The following is a 17834-nucleotide window of genomic DNA, read 5'->3' as shown; positions in this document are numbered from 1 at the left end:
ATTATGAAAAAGATAGTATATAAATTGACCTTACTCCTTGTAGTAATCGCAATAAGCTCTTGTAGAAAGAGCGAAACCTTGCAGGTAGATTTAACCAAATTTAACACGGATAGCCATGTACCTGGTCCTGTTGATGCTTGGTTAACCACCAATCTTGAGAACCCTTATAACATTTCAACAGTTTATCGTTTTGAACGTAACTTAGCTGATGTAAACAGAGATTTGTCTCCCGTTTCTTTAGATAAAGTGCAGCCAATGATGACGGCAGTATTGACTACGTTTTTGCAGCCTTATGAATCGATAGCTGGTAAAACTTTCATCAAAACATACACCCCTAAACAATTTGTATTGTATGGATCTCCTTCTTACAACACTAACGGTTCAATTACCTTAGGTACCGCTGATGCAGGTAGGACTGTAGTGCTTTATGAATTAAACAGTTTAAATTTTGCAAGTGCTTCTGATGTAAAAAGAAAGATCAGAACAATTCACCATGAGTTTACGCACATCTTAAATCAAAATATCGTTATTCCTCCTTCTTTTGAACAAGTGTCTAAAGCAGATTATACCGCAGATTGGACTGGAGCGGCTAATACTGCACCGGTAGCGAAAGAATTAGGTTTTATTTCTCAGTATTCTAGAAGTTCATTTGGTGAAGATTTTGCTGAAATGGTTGCGCATTTATTAGTTGAAGGCCAAGTTTACTTTGAGAACTATTTAGCAACTACCAATGTAGCAGCTGCAGCGAAATTAAGAGAAAAGGAAAAACTGGTTTATGGTTATTATAAAGATTACTATAATGTTGATTTTAAAGCTTTACAAAATGAAGTACAAAGAGTTTTGAAAACAAATTACGGTGCTACGGACCCTGTTGATGCTACCCAAACATTTAACATTTGGTTGGCCAAAAACAGAGTAGCTAGTTTTACTTATGATCCTGCTAATACAGCTTACGTTACTTACGGCGAATCTGCAACATTCAAAACCATGTGGACCAACTATGTAACTCTCGCAGGAAGCTTTACAAATCTTAATAAAGTTCGTTCAATCACGTTCACTTTCCCGACTGCTACCACAATGACAGTAAATGTACCATTTACGCAGGGTACTGGTACAACAGTTTTTACAGCGTCTTATGACTTTAATGTAAACGTGTCAACCTTGACCAACCAGGTTACATTTTCAAGGAAATTTCCTGAGCCTGTAGACGGTGCCTATGCTAACGGAAGAACCGGAGGAATGATACAAGGTTTTGAAACTTACTTATTGCCATTTTTAACAAATAAGATTTTCATTGCTGAATTTCTGCCTACCACAATCCCTACCACTAGTCCATTGTACAGAACCTATGGTGGTTTCTATGTAAGTGGTACACCAACAAATTATTTTTACGGACCATTAACTTTGAAATAAGAATATGAAAAAATTATTTATATTATTTACAGTGCTTATTGCTTTAGCTAGCTGTAAGAAATCTGACATTGAAGTTTTTGATAAAAAACCTGAAGAACGTCTTGGCCAATCTATTGCCGAGGTAAGATCAGCTTTGCTAAGTTCTCCCAGTGGTTGGATAGCTACCTTGCCAACTTTTGCAGGTGGTGGTTATGGGTTCTATATGTCTTTTGATGAAAATGAAAATGTTAAGATGATGGGTGACCTTAATATTACTTCTATTGGTACACCTGCTACTTCTACCTATAGGTTAAAAACCGTATTAGGGACGGAACTTATTTTTGATACATTTAATTATATTTCACTTTTAGTTGACCCTACTCCATCTGTATTTGGAGGAGCAGCTGCAACTGGCTATAAGAGCGATGTAGAATTTCGTCATAATAGATCAACGACAGATAGTATATTTTTCACAGGCAAAAAGTATGGACAACCATTAGTTTTGGTTAAAGCTACAGCCTCACAAAAAACACTTTATGAAGGTGGTGGTTATAAAACTGCTATTGATAAGTTTAAAGCTTTTTTTACAAATACTAAAAATCCCTATATCGAATATACATTTGGCAATTCAACTTTAAAAGTAGGCATGTCGCTTGACTTCAATAATACTTTAGTTACTGGCAAAAGAATTAATTTCTCTGGTATCTTAGCGGATGGAGTTAGTACTGCAGCAGGAGTGGCAAAGTTTGCATTTAAATTAGATGGAGCAGATATACTAGGTGGAGGTTTGGTGTTTAATGGTATAACTTTTGTGAAAATTTTATGGAAAGATGCAAGCACTTTAGCTTTTTACGATAAAGCAGGGAAGGAATATATTGTAAAAAGTAATCCAATTCCACTAACCCCGCTTTACTTATTGTTTAAATATAATGGAACCTTTAAAAAGATTTCAATTGGATCTTCATTGCCAACAGGAGTTAATTCGAAATTTAATGATGTGTTTCAGGCATTAGTGACGAGATTAGGTGCACTATCTCCAAAAAGAACAATTGTTTCAATCTCGTTTACACTTACAAATTCCACGACAGCTACATTATCTGTTAGTCCCAATAATGGAACATCGACATTTGTTGCAAATGCAACCTTCAATTATTCAATTAATAATGATGTGATAACTTTGAGTAATCCGGTATACGATGGTAATTGGACGGCAAGAGGAACTGAATATGATGGTGTTAAGAATTTCTTTTTAAGTGGTCCTTTTAAAATTGATTGGGTATCATCGACAGATCCTGCAAATACAATAAGTATAGGCGGATTATATCAAGTCGCCGATCCAACAGCATATTATTATGGCAGCTTAAGCTTGTAAATGAAACTTTAATTTTAAACCCTTACCTTAAAAAGTAAGGGTTTTTATGACATATATTCTAATAAATATAGTTGCTGATTATCAAGTTTCTCATTATGTGTACTTATTGTCGTAAAATGTTATAAATTTTTACTTTCTTGGTGGTGTCGTTTTAGGTGGTTATTTTTATGAATAATGTAACCACAGTTTATTGAACTAATTTTTATTTACAAATCTTCGAAATCTTTCTAATATTATAATAGACTAATAATTAATAGTTTAATCAAAAAATTATGAAAAAAATTTATGTAATCTCATTCGCTTTATTGCTATTGTTTTCTTGTAAAAAAGAGAATACTTTTAATAGTGTAGATGGTAGTGGAAATTTAAAAACTGAAGATTTAGATTTTAAGAAAACGTCACTCAACAGTTCAGGTAATAGTTGTTATGATAATTTCATAGTTGAAAATTTTAATTATATGAGACAGTCTGCTGCAGTTCCTAACAATTTAACAAATCAGTACTTCGTTGCTTCAATGAATGCAGGTTATAACGCATTAGATAATTGTGGAACAGTTATATTTGCCGACAGTCGTAATATACGAAATTTACAAGAGGTTCCAGCCCCACCAAATGGACCCCTTCCAATCGCTATTTATACGGATCCTGCTGATGTGCTGAATTTCTTAAAGGGAACATATTATTTTGGCACAAGCACAAATTATTTTGATATACTAATTGAAGCTTTAGATTATGTTAATACAACAAATGCAACTTATAGTAATTATATCGAGAAAATGTTAGCTATATCGAAGGCGATTAATGATTTAGGCTATAGTAATATGTATTTAACTCAAGGTTATCATGGAAATTATGATCCAACAGAATCTTATATTTATCATGCAATAGAAATCTTATCCGGTAAATACGCGATGACTTCTGATTTTTACAACAGTTTTATAGCAAAAAACACCAATGAATATGTAACCTATCCTATAGTGAAATATTCGAAGGGTTTCACTTTGATGGGGGCTGATAATTACCCAAATCAATCAATTACAACAGGCCCTTTTAATCCAGTTACTGTAACTATACAAATCGATGCTAATACTAACCTTATGTATTATGTAACGGACTTATCTACTTTAATGCCAGCAACGCCTGGTGTTGGTGGCCCAACAGCTCCTGTCCCTAGTCTTGAACCAAATCAAACTTCAGTTTATTATCATTCTAGTACAGAAGAATTTTTCACCAATTCAAGTATGGCTAGCCATGTTCCAAATGGTTATTATTATTTGCCAATTAATCATCCTAACGATTTTCAAAAAAACAATTACTTAATTGAAATAGAAAATGGAAAGATAAAGACAGTATTGGGTATTTAGTAATGTTTAATAAGCATTATTCACACTCGTTTAAAAACTTAGTATCACGTATTATTATGAATTCTCCAAATGGAACTGTTTTAATATTTAAAAGTACTATCATATTACCCGAAATATAATGTTAATCCTAATGGGTTACATTAAAATTAAAACCTCTGGTATTAACAGAGGTTTTTTTATGACACAAATTTTAAAACTCAACTTAAAATTATCCCTATCTTTGTACCATGTTCAAGAAGCTAGTACTGATTTTATTTATCCTTGTTTCTACTTTTGCTGTTGCGCCTCAAGTTAAAGCACAATGTTCTATGTGTACCATTAGTGCAGAGCAAGGTACAAAGAATGGAAATACACAAGGCAAAGGATTAAACTCTGGTATTTTATATCTGTTAGCCATTCCTTACTTGCTAATTGCAGGGATAGGTGTTTTATGGTACAGAAACTACCGTAAAAAGGTAACATCAACTTCGCTTAATACAAGCAACTAGTTTAACAGCTGCCTTGTCATACCATGAAGAAAACATCTAAATTGTATGCCATTGTAAAAGGTAAATGCCCACAATGCAGAAGGGGCGACATTTTTACAGGAAACACTTACGGTTTTAACATTCAACGTACCAATTATAAATGTGCCCATTGCAACCAAAGGTTTGAAATTGAACCAGGTTATTTTTATGCGGCAATGTATGTAAGTTACGCCATGAACATGATAGAAATGATTTCCATGGGTTTCGCTACTTATTATCTATCAGGTGGCAGGTTAGATTTTGATTCGCTTTGGTTATATGTGGGAGTCATTTTTTTAACCTCACTTTTGTTATCGCCTTTAAATTATCGATATTCACGTATCATTTTATTGCATTTATTATCTCCTAAAATAAAATATAATGCAGATTATGATATTAGTCGATAGCCATTGGACTATAGTCCATAGACCATTGACCAAATTCAAATTCTTTAAATATGTTAAAAAAAGAGACTTTCAATTTTTTAAATCTAGTAGCAGCAAATAATAATCGTGAATGGTTTGCCGAAAACAAACAATTATACGAAGAAGCAAAAGCTGATTTATTTCCATTTATAGCAAAGCTGATTAAAGAACTTTCGGCCATAGATCCCCAATATTCAGCTGATATCGAGCCTAAAAAAGCGCTAATGCGTATTTATAGAGACGTTCGCTTTAGTAAGAATAAAGATCCTTATAAAAAGAACTACGGTATTGCATTTGATGTAAAAGGTTATGGACCTAATACACCAAGTTATTACCTTCATTTGCAACCTGAAAATTGCTTTTTTGGTGTGGGCTTTTGGCAACCAGAAGCAGCCGTGTTGAAAAAGATTAGGGAGGAGATTGATTACAGTACTTCGGAATTTTTAGATATTATTGATGCCAAAGAATTTAAACAGCTATATAAGCTTAGCGAAGAAGATAAATTAAAAAAAGCACCTAAAGGTTATGATGTGGAACACCCACAAATTGATCTTTTAAAACTAAAAAGCTTTATTGCTATCTATCCTATAGCCGTTTCAGAATTTTTTAAACCTACAATCGTTAATAAGTTAATAACTGCTTTTGCTACTATCCAACCATTTGTTCTATTTTTGAGAAAAGCCACTACTGTATAATTATGAAGAGAATTTATTTTTTATTTTTTGTTGCCCTGTTTATTTCTGCACTAAGTTCATGTGTGATTTTATCTCCTAAAAAATATAAGGCATTACTTGCAAAACAAGATTCCTTAAATACTGGTTGGACAGAAGCTCAGTTAAATAATGAAAGCCTGGATGCTAGATTAACCCGCCTAAAAACTGATACTGCTAATTTAAATGGTCAAATAGCTGATCTTAAAGAGAAGTACGAAGCTATGGATGCTAATTACACTAAGTTACGTAGCAATAGTTCTACAGAAATTAACAAACTTTCTGAAGATTTAAAGAAGCGTGAGCAACGTTTAAAAGAAGTTGAAGAGATTTTAAAGAAAAGGGATGCAGCTACAAATCAGCTTAAAGCTAAATTACAAGAAGCATTATTAGGCTTTACAAAAAATGGATTAACGGTTGAAATTAAAAATGGTAAAGTATATGTTTCTTTAACTGATAAATTACTTTTCCCATCCGGAAGTATAATTATTGATGAAAAGGGTAAGCAAGCTTTAACTCAGCTTGCTACAGTATTGAAACAACAACCTGAAATTAATATTGCCGTTGAAGGGCATACAGACTCTCAAAAGATTAATAATCTTGGACAGATTAAAGATAATTGGGATTTAAGTGTGCTTCGTTCTACATCTGTTGTTCGTTTTTTAACGCAAGAGCAAAAAGTAGAAAGTGTAAGAATGACGGCTACCGGTAAGGGAGAGTTTCAACCTTTAGGCCCAAATACAAATGCAGAAAACCGTAGCAAGAACCGTAGAATTGAAATTGTACTTTCACCAAAATTAGATGAATTGTACGACTTGATTAAGCAATAGTTTTACTGATTTGTCATTCTGAGCAAAGCGAAGAATCTATTTAATCAACTAATAGATTCTTCCAAAGCCGGAATGACAAACTTTATTAAAATGGACTTTGAAAAGAGCTGAAGGCTTCAAGCACTAAATCTTTATCTGAAAGTAAAAGGTCGCTTTCAGCAATATGTGCCGTCCAATTGATATTTATAGTTGGGTCATTCCACATTACACCAATTTCAGAGTTTTTATCATAGTAATTGGTTACTTTATAAGTGAAAATGGTATCGTCTTGTAATGTTATAAAGCCATGTAAGAATCCAGGAGGTATCCACATTTGTTTGTGGTTTTCTCCAGTTAACTCTAGTGAAAAGTATTGTCCGTAGGTAACAGAATGCTTTCTAATATCTACAGCTACATCTAATGCACTTCCTTGAATTACACGAACCAGTTTACCTTGAGCAAATGGCGGAGCCTGTGCATGTAAGCCACGGAGTGTTCCTTTTTGAGAAAAGGATTGATTGTCCTGAACAAATACAGCGTTTATGTCTGCTGCTGCAAATTCTCGGGCACTAAAGCTTTCATAAAAATAACCTCTACTATCTTCCCAAATTTTTGGTTCGATTACTAAAAGGCCTTCTAGGGGCGTTTCTATAATATTCATTATGCAACAAATTCCATTAACGTGCGAAAGGCAACTAGTTTGTTTTCGAATTTACTTTGTAATTCTGACTGCAATGCAGGAGCATGATTTTGTTGGTAATCATTATAGTCTGTCAGGTTTTCTGCTACATATTGGGTGCAATAGGTAACGCCCTCATTAGGTGAATCTAATACTTTTAGCAAACGATTAGAAACAAATTTTCCAGTTGCCATTACTTCCGGAATATGAATGTCTTTCATCCACTGCAACCATTCATCAGCTGCTGTTTCTTCTATAATTACGGTAACATTGTATAATAACATAGGGCAAAGATAAGATTATGTACCTAAATTATCGCCCCGTATGTTTCTAAAGCGTTTACGAGCCTCAGCATTAAACATACTTCCTGGATAATCATTCATCAATTGCTGATATAGTTTTTTGGCCTCTTCTGGGTTATTCAATTTCTTTTCTAAGATATCTGCTAATGTAAATAATGCATCATCTGTCCAAATACTATCGTTATGGTTGGCAATTAAGTTCTTAAGTACTTCTACTGCTTTACTTAATTCGCTAGTCTTGATGTAAATTTTAGACTTTGCTATTAAAATATCATCAGCTAAACTATTTTTTGGATAAGCAATATCAATGCTATCTAATTTAACTAAAGCCTGGGAAGACAAATTCATAAATTGCAACATTTCTGCATCTGCATACATTTTTAATGCAAGACTATCATTAGAGGTTTGTAAATTATCAGAAATTAACAGACTTAAATTAATGGCATCATTCGCAATTAATTGTGTTGTTGCTGTTTTTAAAACGTCAGCCTGAGATTTAGCGTAATCAAAATTTCCTTGGTAAAAAGACAATCTAGCTGAGCGAAATTTTGCTTCATTGCCAATAGCTTGATTTTCGAACTGTTTGGAAACTTGCTCATAAACTAAAATCGCTTCCCAAGGCTGTTTTGTTAAAATGTAAATGTCGCCTAAATCCATTTTTATCTGACCTATTTCTACTTGAGAGACCTGAGGAACGAGTAATCCTTGCTCTAAAGTTGCCTCTGCTTTTTTAAGATCATTTAAATAATAGGCTTGTAAGTAGGCTAATTTTCTTAATGCAAATAGCGTTTGTCTGGTTTTCCCATATTTTGTTAAAATATCTTGATATTCATCTGCCAATGCTTGTATAGCTTGCTTTTCAAATTTGCCAGCTATTACCAGTTCATATTTAACATTCACAAGTTCTGCCTTAGCAGGCAAGTATAATTCACTTGTTGGCCCTTTAGTTAACAAATATTCAAAAGCTTTAATGGCTGTTGTATAAGCTTTATTTGCAGCAAAAGTATTTGCAGTGTTATATATAAAACTACCATCGCCTTTAGTACGCTTATCTTGGGCAATTAATTGCCTTAAAGCCATTTCATAATCTTGTTGTTGGATATATTGCCAAATTAAAAGTTCTGTGTAAATTTCTGTTTGAGGTTCCTTTTGGATTTTTTTTAACAAAGCAGTTTGCAATAATTGATAGTCATTATTGTCTTCAAAAACAGCAGCTAAAACGCTTTGGGCTTGTGGCAAAAGTTGTGGTGTACTTGCTAATACATTCACATATTCTTGTATTAGCATCTGCTTGTCTTTTTTAAATCGATAGATACTTAACAATTCAAAATTAAATAGCTGTTCATCGCCAAATAATTTCCTAGCCTGTAGAAAAACAGTTATTGCTTTATCATAAGCTTCGAACCTATAAAAGCTGTTTGCTAAATCTCTAAATTTAGTTTCGTCTTTTGGTGTATTATTTATGGCTTCTTGAAAAATCTTATTTGCTTCTGCAGTTCGGCCATTTTCTTGATACACTCTACCAAGTGCTACAACATAAGTGGTTTTTTGAGGGAACTGCTTAATGAGCTTCTTGAGCATGTTTTCTGCTTCGGCATATTTTTTAATTTTAATAAGTGCCGTGAAATACAAATCGAAGTAAGCATCGTTTTTTGTATTATTAAATAACTTCTCTAATAATACAACCGCTTTCTCATAATCAGCTTGTTGATAATATTGATATGCCAGCGCTTCATCTATATTATCTTGCGCATAACCGGCAAAAAATGAAGAACACAAAAGCAAAATCAAAAATAATCTCTTCATTTGGGGGGAAATCAGCTTACAGTCTAAATTTAAATAATTGTTGCTTACCTTAAACATCTTCGCTAAAATAACGAAAATTGTTAGCGCGTATTCTAATTGTTACTGATATTATTATTTGAAATAATCACAATGTTGCTACATTGAGAACTCAGGTGCTATTTGGTTTTAAGTAACAATATTAATGTTTAGTGCCTTTGCCAAATAAGGGTTGCGTATTTTTGTAAATATATATGACAGTTGCTAAGAAATATGTTTGGTTGATTCTTGTAGTATTCCTTTTTGCTTGTAATGAGAGCAATAAGGTTGCTATTATTCCTGTTAATGATTTTTTTAAATCCCAAGACAAGGCAACATATCGTATTTCTCCTGATGGTAGAAGTCTTTCTTACTTGAAATTGCAAGACAAAAAACAAAATCTTTTTGTAGAAGATATTGCTACAGGGAATGTAGTTCAACTCACCAAATTGCATGAAAAAAATATTAGTTTTTACTCTTGGGTAAGTAATAATGAATTGATTTATTACAAAGAAAAAGCAGGTGTAAGATTTCAATCAGACTTGTTTATCATTAATAAAGAAGGAAAAGATGAAAGACAATTAAGTAGTAATGATAAGTATAGAGTTCGGGTATTAGAAGACCAATTAATTGATAACAAGTTTCTATTGGTACTGTCTAATCAGAGAGATTCTACTGTCTATGATGTATATCGATTGAATGTTAGAGATGGTAAAATGTTTATGGCTGCTAAAAATCCAGGAAATATTACCAGTTGGATGACTGATACAAAGGGCAAACTTAGAATGGCAACTTCTAGCGACGGGGTAAATGAAACAATCCTATATCGTGAAAATGAAGTTCAACCTTTTAAGCCCATTATTACTAATAATTTTAAAACTACGCTATATCCAGTTGCATTCTCTGAAAATAAACCAAATATCGTTTATGCCGTTTCTGATGTAAATAGAGATAAAAGTGCACTAATTGAATTGGATTGTTTAACTGGAAAGGAGAAAAGCGTACTATTTGCAAATGATTCTTTAAATGTTGTAGATGCACAATATTCTAGAAGAAAAAGCAGAATGGAATTTGTGGTGTGTGAAACTTGGAAAAAGGAAAAATATTACCTAGATAAAGAGGCAAAAGTATTTTACCAAAAACTGGATAAATTATTACCGAAAACTGAGTACAGAATAATAGATAGAGATAAAAACGAAAATGTATTTGTAATTAGAACATTTACAGACCGTAATCCTGGCTCATATTATTTGTATATAGCCAATACTGGTAAGATTAAAAAACTAAGTGACATCAACTCTGCAATTAACGAGGAGCAGATGTGTGAAATGAAGCCAATAAGTTATACATCGAGAGATGGATTAAAAATTAGTGGCTATTTAACCCTACCATTAAATACAGAAGCTAAAAAGCTTCCAGTAGTGGTGTTGCCACATAATGGACCTGGACAGCGTAATACTTGGACTTACAATGCAGAAGTACAATTTTTAGCAAATAGAGGATATGCCGTTTTGCAAATCAACTATAGAGGTTCTACAGGATATGGGAAAAATTTCTATGCTGCTGGTTTTAAGCAGTGGGGGGGTAAAATACAGGATGATATTGATGATGGTGTAAAGTGGTTAATTAATGAGAAAGTGGCTGATCCTAAAAGGATTGCAATTTATGGAAGTGGATTTGGTGGATATATTGCATTAACTGCTGCAATCAAAAATCCTAAGCTATATAAATGTGCAGCTTCAAATGCTGGAGTGTTAAACTTATTTAGCTATTTAAATTCTATTCCACCATTTCTAAAATCTAATTTGCAGATGTACTACGAAATTGTTGGCAACCCAATAACAGACGTAGAGTATATGAGTCAGGCATCGCCATTATTTCATGCCGATAAAATTAATATTCCTATTTTTATTACACAAAATATTAAAGATCCACGTATTAATGCTAATGATGGAATAAGACTGGTAAAAGAACTTAAAAAGCGTAATGTACCAGTTACTTATTTTGAAAAAGAAGAGTTTTCATTTGCAATGAATCGCGAGGAGAGTAGGCAAAAAGTTTACGCAGCTTTAGAGCAATTTCTAGACAGCAATTTGAAAAAGAAATAACCTGTTAATCTAATATGATTTCAGAAAAGGATAGTGGCTACCGTAAGAATTTTTTGCTGATAGTAACTTTTATTGGCTTAATTTCTATCATTTTTATTCTTTCGCTTTTTTTAGCTTATAAGTTCAGTAAAAAGAATATCGAAAATGCGTTTGTATCGGCCAAAGCAAATGTTCTTGAAGAAAGCATTAAACCCTACAATGATTTTTTCTTAAATAAATTGCCGGAAATTTCTTTCTACAATGGTTACTTAGATTCTGCAACAGCCTCTAAGTTTGTAGATACCATTTTAATTCAGTACCCATTTGTTACAAAGGTTGTTTTTTATGATACAGAAGTGAAAAATGAGAAATATTTCGATGATGGAATTAACTTAGGCAACTTTTCTGTAGGTATGAAAAGTGTATATCAATTTAAAAAATTAGGCACTAAAAATTCTGGAAAACTTATTGGCGAGGCTCAAGTAAAAAACAATGTTACTTTAGAAAACTTTAACTCGGTTTCTTTTAAGTTGATCAATTTTGTTCAAAAATTGGATACAAATAAAGTCCCAAGTCAGGAAGAGCTTTTTAGTAATTTCACAAATATCCAATCTAATAGAATTGATTATTTTAATATCCCAAGCTTTGAGATCTTAAAAAGCTATAAAAAAATGGTGACAACTAAACTGGATGCAGAACCTGTTTACCAACAAGACATGCTTTCTTTCCAATTGGATCCTAATAGAATTAAAATAAACAATACCAGGCCCTTACTTTATCAAAAGGTTAAGGTTGTTCCTATAACTTACGACCCTCTAGATACCTCATCTGAATATGTAACAGGCGAAATCACACTAGGCGGCCCTTTTTCTGATTATAAGCTATTCTTTATTTCTTCTAAATCCTTTGTTAAAAAAGAAATATTTAGTTATTTCTTACCCATTGCAGCCTTATTGTTATTGTTTTATGGAGTTTTGGTTCTAGTTGCATTTTTAATTTACCGTAACTTAAACATCAACCATAAAATGTTTAAGCTTCAATATGATTTTGTAACCAACTTAACACATGAATTTAAAACGCCCGTAAGTGTGATCAAGATTGCTGGTAATAACATTAAAAGTGCATCAAGTCTGTCTGAAAAAGAGCAGCAAATGTATGGTAGAATTTTAGATGAAGAAGCTGATAAGTTAAATGGTTTGATGAATAAATTATTAGCTTTTACACAAATAGAAAATAAGGCAATAACTTTAAATCAAGATGAAATAAACATCGAAGATTTTATAGAAAGTACTGTAGAAGCACATACATTAAAGCATCCAGATTTTAATTTTACGTATGAGATTTCTGGTTTTAGAACATTTATAACTGACCCAGTTCTATTGGGTAGTTTGTTCGATAATTTAGCAGAGAACGCGTATAAATACTCTTCTCCAGATCATAAAAAACTACATATTTCAGCCCGTTTAATTAAAGATCGTATTGTGTTTAGGTTTAAAGATGCTGGAATTGGTATTCCATCATCAGAAATAAATAATATCTTTAAAAAGTTTTACCGCATACAAAACCGATATAATCAAAATGGGAGCGTTGGCTTAGGTTTGGCATTTTGTAAGGAACTCGTTAACTTTATGAACGGTGAAATTTCTGTGAAAAGTGTAGTAGATAAAGGAACGGAATTTAAAATTGTACTACCCTATAATAATTGAAATGTTGTAATGTTTTAACGTTGTAATGTTGCTTGTCAACTTTCCAACTTTTAACCTTCAATCTTAAAACAAATAAATATGTCTAAAGGAATTAAAATATTGATAGTTGAGGATGATGAGAACTTACGTTTTTTAGTAGTTCATCGTTTACAAGCGGAAGCTTATCAAGTGCTAGAAAATAGCGATGGTTTAACTGCTGTAGAAACAATAATGACGGAAAAACCAGATATCGTTTTGCTTGACTGGATGTTGCCCGGCAAAGAAGGAGCTGAAGTTTGTGAAGAAGTGCGTAAACAAGGCTATGAAGGTTTAATTATCATGATGACTGCAAAAGCACAAGATGTAGATAAAATTGATGCTTATAATTTTGGTGCGTCAGATTATGTTACTAAGCCTTTTAATATGGACGTTTTGGTAGCGATGTTAGATAGCAAAGTAAAATTCTTACTTAACAACGATCGTTCAGAAATTCATCGTTTTGGTAATATGGAGCACCATCCAAACATCCATACTTTATTTCGTGATGGTAAAAAGATTGAGTTGACAATTTTAGAAAACAGGATATTGTTGTACTTTTTGCGTAACCCTAATAAAGTAATTAATCGTGATGAATTAATGTTAGTGGTTTGGGGCTATAATTCTGATGTAAACACTCGTACATTAGACATGCACATTGTTCGTCTGCGTAAAAAAATTGAGCTTAATCCAGATAACCCACAATTATTGCAAACTGTACGTGGCATAGGCTATCGGTTTAATGCTGGCTAATTAGAGAATTAGTAGAATGGCGTGGGTCCGAAAAATTAACAAATTTTAGTTACTTCATTTAATAACCAATAAAGTTTAAATTTTAAGTACTCTGTGCTTTTCTTAGTGAGCTATGTGTTGAAAAAAGCTAAATGCCCATAGAATTAGACATTGTAAAATCATTGTTCCATCTAAAAAGAAGAAATAAAAATATTCATTTCTTTTAATATTTGATTTAAAGATTAGCCATCCCGTAAGGAATAAAGTTAGTGCCAATCCAATAACATTTAAGTTAAATTCTTTTGTAAAAAGGATTAATAAAATAAAACATAAGATTAATAGAGCTTGGCAAAAAATCCAGGCTTTTTTTTCACCTAACATTACTGGGATAGTTTTTAATTCGTAGAGTTTATCTTGAAATAAATCTCGGATATCGAATGGAATTGTTATTGCGCAAATAAATAGAAAACGCTTGGCTACCAATAGTAAAGTAGCACCTAGTGATACCGACAAACCAAAATTACTTTCTATCTGTACAATAGGTAAGAGTACACAGCTCATAGACCAAACAAAGGCAATTAAGAACAATTTAATGCCTGGTAAATTCCTTAAGCCTATCTTTTTATCATTAAGTTTTAAAAAAGGAAAATTATAAGCCAGTGCAATAACGCCTACAAAACCCATTAGCAGTTGAGATTGAAAACTCAAATACCACAAACCTAACGGAATAATACAGAGCGCTGCTATTAAGGTAATGGAAATAATCAATCGATGATGCGAAAAAATCCATCTTACCCGTTTAAATGGAGATTTTTGTGGTTCTTTTGGTTCTGATAATAACATACTTAGGTTATATACCAACAAAGTAGAACAGAACACAAACATCAGTATATATTTATCTGGCTGTAGCTTAAGTAAATAATAAGTGACTAAGCCTTGCGCAACGGCACAGAAAGCAATAAAGAGATTGCTGAAAAGCAGAAAATCTAATATAGAAAAAAATGCCTTTTTAATCATGTATAACAGGTTTAATTATGCCCGTTTCAATTCAAATATCGTAATTTCTGGTAAAATTCCTACACGACCAGGGTAGCCTAAAAATCCATAACCCACATTAACGTATAACTGTTGTTGTTTTTCGCGATATAATCCTGCCCATTCTTTGTAAAGATATTGTACAGGGCTCCATTGAAAATCTTTAAGTTTAACGCCAAATTGCATCCCATGTGTATGGCCGCTAAACATCGCATCGATATCTTGATATTTTTCTAGAACTTCACCACGCCAATGAGAAGGGTCGTGAGAAAGCAAAAGCTTAACTGGCAAATCGTGAGTGTTTTGATGAGCTAATTCCATCTTTCCGTATTTAGGGAAACGACCCATTCCCCAATTTTCAATACCTAAAATTCCAATTTCTTCTCCATTAACTTTTAACCTTCTGTTTTCATTCATCAATAAATTCCACCCCATGGTTTTATGGGTAGTTATCATGTCTTGTAGGTTTTTCACTTTTGCAGGAGAACTCTCTCTTCCAAAATGATAATCGCCATAATCGTGGTTACCTAAGGTAGAATATACGCCAAGCGGTGCTTTAACTTTAGAAAAAATATCTTGGTATTCTCTTACCTCATTCGTTAGGTTATTAACTAAGTCACCTGTAAAGAATACAAAATCTGGTTTTTCAGCCAACAGCATTTCAACACCACCCTTGACTGCAGTTTTGTTATAAAAACTTCCTGAGTGAATGTCAGAAATTTGAGCCATTGTAATTCCATCAAAAGCTTTAGGCAGGTTAGGGAGAACTAATTTCACCCTTTTAATTTGATAATCATATGCCCCAGAAATAATCCCCCAACTTAAAGAACTTAATGGTACAGCAGCAGTTATTAGGCCAGCTTTAACTAAAAAATCAGAACGACTAATCGGATTTCCAGCAATTGTTTCCTTAGTAGAATCTACTACATTCTTTTTTCTTATCCTCGTTAGCTTAATTACTAATCTTCTCAAATCATCAATTATCAGAAAAGGCAATAAAACGAATTTGCAAATCACGGTTAAGAAAAACGCAACTAGAATGATAGATTTTAACGATAAAAATAAAACCGTTTTAAAATAAATTGAACAAAACACACCAATGATTAAAAGCAGTGTGTAAGCCCAGTAAGAAATTTTAAACCACTTTTTTGTAGTTGGTTTCCAGTTTTTAAAAACAGAAAGAATCGCTTTGTAACAATACAAATCGAAGGCTAACAATAAAATGGAAATTATAGATAAAGTAATTAACTGACGCATTAAAAAAGAATTTATTAATTGTTAGATTAGAAATGAGATTTTAGTTACAAGTCTATCTAAAATCTTCATCATCCTCGTCTTCCAAATCTACATTGAAAAGGCTTTCGAACATATCTGCAAAACCAAAACCTCCGTTAATGTAATTTTTACTTACTTGAGAATGTTCTGCCAAACCATGTAAAACGAATTCCATCAACAATAAAGTTTGATTTTCGCTCAATTTTGAATGGAACTTCTTAACCAACTCGTGTAAACCATCAACAGCCATTAATTCTTTTGTATACTTTGCTATATTTTGATCATCTGCTATTGCGATTGTATTGCCTTCTGTAAACCATTCGGTGATTTTTGTATATGGATTGGCAGTCTTGCTCTTTTTAGCTCTTTCTGGGTCTGGAAAATAGCGAGCAAATAAACTTTTAATTGCTTTGCCTATTAAAGTATGTGCAACTTTTGCTGGTCCCTCTAATTCGCCTTCATATACCAATTCTATTTTACCGGTAACAGCCGGAATAATTCCGCTCAAATCTGCTAAGCGTACAAAGGTTAACTCTTCATTATTGATCAGCATTCTTCGCTCTGCATTGCTAACTAAATTCTCATAAGCAGAAATAGTTAAACGGGCAGAAACACCAGACTTTTGATCAATAAACTCACTCTTACGTGCTTCAAAAGCAATTTGCTCCACTAAATCTTTAACCAAGCCATCCACCTCAATTAATGAACGCTGATCTTTAGTAAGTTTTGCTTCTTGAAAAGTTATCTTTCTAGAAATCTCAATTGTTTTAGGATAATGCGTTAAAATCTGACTTTCAATTCTGTCTTTTAATGGAGTTACGATACTACCCCGATTGGTATAATCTTCTGGGTTTGCTGTAAAAACAAATTGAATATCTAATGGTAAACGTAACTTAAAGCCACGTATTTGGATGTCTTTTTCTTGTAGCATGTTAAACAATGCTACCTGAATACGAGCCTGTAAATCTGGTAATTCATTAATTACAAAAATACTGCGGTGTGCCCTTGGTATTAAACCAAAATGAATAACACGTTCATCATTGTAGGTTAATTTTAAAGTAGCAGCCTTTATTGGGTCAACATCTCCAATTAAATCTGCAACAGTAACATCTGGGGTAGCTAGTTTTTCGGTATAACGTTCGCTGCGGTGTTGCCATAAAATGGCTGTATCATCACCCTTTGTATTAATTTCATTCCTCGCAAACCATGAGATTGGATTCAATGGGTCATCAAAAATTTCACTTCCAGCAACGTAAGGAATATATTCATCTAATAGATTAACCAATAAACGGGCAATTTTTGTTTTAGCTTGCCCTCTTAAACCCAATAGTAATATATTGTGACGTGATAAAATTGCGGTTTGTAATTCTGGAATCACTGTTTCTTCGTAACCTAAAATACCTTCAAATCCTTCTTCTTTTGCTTTAAGCTGAATGATTAAGTTTTTTCTTAGTTCATCTTTAACACTTAATGATTTATAATTACTGGCTTTTAATTCGCCTAATGTTTTTGCTTGCATATTATGTTACGTGTTGCGAGTTGTGTGTTATAGGTCAAAGTCTTTTATTTAAAGTTGGGAAGTCATAAGTACCGAGCCCCATAAC

General features: G+C 32.8%; 16 protein-coding genes. 10 read left to right on the top strand and 6 right to left on the bottom strand.

All coding sequences use genetic code 11. The annotated features are described in order from the left end of the window. Positions 1–3 precede the first annotated feature (3 nt). From FA048_RS01050 to FA048_RS01020, 7 genes are all read left to right on the top strand, one after another. Positions 4–1413 carry a substrate import-associated zinc metallohydrolase lipoprotein gene (locus FA048_RS01050; RefSeq protein ID WP_136838150.1) on the top strand — a complete coding sequence of 470 codons (1410 nt, stop codon included), beginning with the start codon at positions 4–6 and terminating at the stop codon, positions 1411–1413. Between the two features lie 4 nt (positions 1414–1417). Continuing rightward, the gene (locus tag FA048_RS01045; protein WP_136838149.1) at positions 1418–2764 is read left to right on the top strand and encodes a DUF4302 domain-containing protein; all 1347 of its coding nucleotides are present in this window, start codon (positions 1418–1420) and stop codon (positions 2762–2764) included. A gap of 272 nt (positions 2765–3036) precedes the next feature. Then, complete coding sequence (locus FA048_RS01040; RefSeq protein ID WP_136838148.1) at positions 3037–4128, top strand: hypothetical protein; 1092 nt, start codon at positions 3037–3039, stop codon at positions 4126–4128. 227 nt (positions 4129–4355) lie between these two features. Further along, complete coding sequence (locus FA048_RS01035; protein ID WP_136838147.1) at positions 4356–4616, top strand: hypothetical protein; 261 nt, start codon at positions 4356–4358, stop codon at positions 4614–4616. Between the two features lie 23 nt (positions 4617–4639). Then, positions 4640–5041 carry a DUF983 domain-containing protein gene (locus FA048_RS01030; RefSeq protein WP_136838146.1) on the top strand — a complete coding sequence of 134 codons (402 nt, stop codon included), beginning with the start codon at positions 4640–4642 and terminating at the stop codon, positions 5039–5041. 50 nt (positions 5042–5091) lie between these two features. Continuing rightward, complete coding sequence (locus tag FA048_RS01025) at positions 5092–5754, top strand: DUF2461 domain-containing protein (protein WP_136838145.1); 663 nt, start codon at positions 5092–5094, stop codon at positions 5752–5754. A 2-nt stretch (positions 5755–5756) separates the two neighbouring features. Next, entirely contained in the window at positions 5757–6599 is an 843-nt protein-coding gene (locus FA048_RS01020) for an OmpA family protein (protein WP_136838144.1), read from the top strand. An 85-nt stretch (positions 6600–6684) separates the two neighbouring features. Here the strand turns inward: FA048_RS01020 and rfbC are convergent, their stop codons facing one another. The 3 genes from rfbC to FA048_RS01005 are packed head-to-tail and all read right to left on the bottom strand — an operon-like array spanning position 6685 to position 9365. Continuing rightward, the gene (gene rfbC / locus FA048_RS01015; RefSeq protein ID WP_136838143.1) at positions 6685–7239 is read right to left on the bottom strand and encodes a dTDP-4-dehydrorhamnose 3,5-epimerase; all 555 of its coding nucleotides are present in this window, start codon (positions 7237–7239) and stop codon (positions 6685–6687) included. Beyond that, positions 7239–7541, bottom strand: coding sequence for a DUF4286 family protein (locus tag FA048_RS01010; protein WP_136838142.1), 303 nt, complete (start codon positions 7539–7541; stop codon positions 7239–7241). Before FA048_RS01010 ends, rfbC begins: the two co-directional genes overlap by 1 nt. A gap of 15 nt (positions 7542–7556) precedes the next feature. Further along, positions 7557–9365, bottom strand: a complete 1809-nt coding sequence (locus tag FA048_RS01005) for a tetratricopeptide repeat protein (RefSeq protein WP_136838141.1) — start codon at positions 9363–9365, stop codon at positions 7557–7559. Positions 9366–9595: 230 nt separating this feature from the next. Between FA048_RS01005 and FA048_RS01000 the strand changes: the two genes are divergently transcribed. From FA048_RS01000 to FA048_RS00990, 3 genes are all read left to right on the top strand, one after another. Further along, complete coding sequence (locus FA048_RS01000) at positions 9596–11488, top strand: S9 family peptidase (protein WP_136838140.1); 1893 nt, start codon at positions 9596–9598, stop codon at positions 11486–11488. Positions 11489–11502: 14 nt separating this feature from the next. Further along, a complete protein-coding gene (locus FA048_RS00995; RefSeq protein ID WP_136838139.1) occupies positions 11503–13173 on the top strand; it encodes a sensor histidine kinase in 1671 nt (556 codons plus the stop codon). A 78-nt stretch (positions 13174–13251) separates the two neighbouring features. After that, positions 13252–13941, top strand: a complete 690-nt coding sequence (locus FA048_RS00990) for a response regulator transcription factor (RefSeq protein WP_136838138.1) — start codon at positions 13252–13254, stop codon at positions 13939–13941. Positions 13942–14043: 102 nt separating this feature from the next. Here FA048_RS00990 and FA048_RS00985 read toward each other — a convergent pair whose 3' ends face one another. From FA048_RS00985 to FA048_RS00975, 3 genes are read right to left on the bottom strand one after another with little or no spacing between them, the layout of a single operon-like run. Then, on the bottom strand, positions 14044–14937 hold the full coding sequence (locus tag FA048_RS00985) for a UbiA prenyltransferase family protein (RefSeq protein WP_136838137.1): 894 nt from the start codon (positions 14935–14937) through the stop codon (positions 14044–14046). Between the two features lie 15 nt (positions 14938–14952). Beyond that, positions 14953–16212 (bottom strand): metallophosphoesterase, encoded by a 1260-nt coding sequence (locus tag FA048_RS00980; RefSeq protein WP_136838136.1) that lies wholly within the window; start codon positions 16210–16212, stop codon positions 14953–14955. Positions 16213–16264: 52 nt separating this feature from the next. Further along, complete coding sequence (locus FA048_RS00975) at positions 16265–17749, bottom strand: P-loop NTPase family protein (protein ID WP_136838135.1); 1485 nt, start codon at positions 17747–17749, stop codon at positions 16265–16267. Between the last annotated feature and the right edge of the window lie 85 nt (positions 17750–17834).

The organism is Pedobacter polaris, assembly GCF_005116505.1.
Lineage (GTDB): Bacteria > Bacteroidota > Bacteroidia > Sphingobacteriales > Sphingobacteriaceae > Pedobacter > Pedobacter polaris.
The sequence above is the reverse complement of the archived record's forward strand: the minus strand, read 5'-3'. Positions and strand labels throughout refer to the sequence as shown.

Excerpts from the sequence above, each read along its gene's own strand:
- FA048_RS01050 (WP_136838150.1), top strand. The coding sequence starts at position 4 with ATGAAAAAGATAGTATATAAATTGACCTTACTCCTTGTAGTAATCGCA.
- FA048_RS01045 (WP_136838149.1), top strand. The coding sequence starts at position 1,418 with ATGAAAAAATTATTTATATTATTTACAGTGCTTATTGCTTTAGCTAGC.
- FA048_RS01040 (WP_136838148.1), top strand. The coding sequence starts at position 3,037 with ATGAAAAAAATTTATGTAATCTCATTCGCTTTATTGCTATTGTTTTCT.
- FA048_RS01035 (WP_136838147.1), top strand. The coding sequence starts at position 4,356 with ATGTTCAAGAAGCTAGTACTGATTTTATTTATCCTTGTTTCTACTTTT.
- FA048_RS01030 (WP_136838146.1), top strand. The coding sequence starts at position 4,640 with ATGAAGAAAACATCTAAATTGTATGCCATTGTAAAAGGTAAATGCCCA.
- FA048_RS01025 (WP_136838145.1), top strand. The coding sequence starts at position 5,092 with ATGTTAAAAAAAGAGACTTTCAATTTTTTAAATCTAGTAGCAGCAAAT.
- FA048_RS01020 (WP_136838144.1), top strand. The coding sequence starts at position 5,757 with ATGAAGAGAATTTATTTTTTATTTTTTGTTGCCCTGTTTATTTCTGCA.
- rfbC (WP_136838143.1), bottom strand. The coding sequence starts at position 7,239 with ATGAATATTATAGAAACGCCCCTAGAAGGCCTTTTAGTAATCGAACCA.
- FA048_RS01010 (WP_136838142.1), bottom strand. The coding sequence starts at position 7,541 with ATGTTATTATACAATGTTACCGTAATTATAGAAGAAACAGCAGCTGAT.
- FA048_RS01005 (WP_136838141.1), bottom strand. The coding sequence starts at position 9,365 with ATGAAGAGATTATTTTTGATTTTGCTTTTGTGTTCTTCATTTTTTGCC.
- FA048_RS01000 (WP_136838140.1), top strand. The coding sequence starts at position 9,596 with ATGACAGTTGCTAAGAAATATGTTTGGTTGATTCTTGTAGTATTCCTT.
- FA048_RS00995 (WP_136838139.1), top strand. The coding sequence starts at position 11,503 with ATGATTTCAGAAAAGGATAGTGGCTACCGTAAGAATTTTTTGCTGATA.
- FA048_RS00990 (WP_136838138.1), top strand. The coding sequence starts at position 13,252 with ATGTCTAAAGGAATTAAAATATTGATAGTTGAGGATGATGAGAACTTA.
- FA048_RS00985 (WP_136838137.1), bottom strand. The coding sequence starts at position 14,937 with ATGATTAAAAAGGCATTTTTTTCTATATTAGATTTTCTGCTTTTCAGC.
- FA048_RS00980 (WP_136838136.1), bottom strand. The coding sequence starts at position 16,212 with ATGCGTCAGTTAATTACTTTATCTATAATTTCCATTTTATTGTTAGCC.
- FA048_RS00975 (WP_136838135.1), bottom strand. The coding sequence starts at position 17,749 with ATGCAAGCAAAAACATTAGGCGAATTAAAAGCCAGTAATTATAAATCA.